The organism is Roseateles sp. P5_B10 (assembly GCF_056400485.1).
Genome location: NZ_JBFULE010001754.1, coordinates 1 through 526, shown reverse-complemented (window position 1 = coordinate 526; position 526 = coordinate 1). Strand labels below are relative to the sequence as shown.

Annotated in this window: 1 protein-coding gene and 1 pseudogene; one reads left to right on the top strand and one right to left on the bottom strand. The window is 58.4% G+C overall.

Translation table 11 applies throughout. The features are described 5' to 3' along the window. Positions 1-213, bottom strand: a pseudogene (locus AC1DU6_RS35725) (tripartite tricarboxylate transporter substrate binding protein); the annotation flags it as partial. Here AC1DU6_RS35725 and AC1DU6_RS35720 point away from each other — a divergent pair. Then, complete coding sequence (locus AC1DU6_RS35720) at positions 212-478, top strand: hypothetical protein (protein WP_477863366.1); 267 nt, start codon at positions 212-214, stop codon at positions 476-478. The pseudogene AC1DU6_RS35725 and the gene AC1DU6_RS35720 sit on opposite strands and share 2 nt — an antisense overlap. The last annotated feature ends 48 nt before the right edge of the window (positions 479-526 follow it).

Sequence of the window (526 nt, the reverse complement as noted above, 5' to 3'; positions counted from 1 at the left end):
GTTGTCGACGGCGATCGGCTGACCGAGATGTTTCGACGCCGCGTCCGCAATCGCGCGCATCGAGATGTCGGTGGAGCCACCGGCGGGCCATGGCACGATCAGTGTGATCGGCTTGGTCGGATAGTCCTGCGCCTGGGCTGCACCGCTGAACATGGTGGCGGCCGCGACGAGCGCGACAGCAGCGGACAAGGCAAGGCGATTGCGTTGCAACATGTGTTTCTCCCTCTGCGATTCCGGGGGTGATGCCCGGACCGGCTGTATTTTTATTGTCGTTCAGTCTAGCCCGGAACAAACCCAGGAAAAGGACATGTTTCGAACCGGGCTACGAACGCGTCTTGCGTCTTTGGCAATCAACGATGATTTCACCGCCGCCGCAATTCGCAATCAGGATGAGCCATGCGACATTCCGTCTGCACGCGGAGATCGCCCGGCTGACATATTGATCGCAGCGGACAAGAAATTCCGCCTGCAAAAATAACTGAAAAATTTTCATCCGACATGTCGGATCGCGGCGGGCTCATGCGTC

Coding starts and splice junctions, on each gene's coding strand:
- AC1DU6_RS35720 (WP_477863366.1), top strand. CDS start 212: ATGTGTTTCTCCCTCTGCGATTCCGGGGGTGATGCCCGGACCGGCTGT.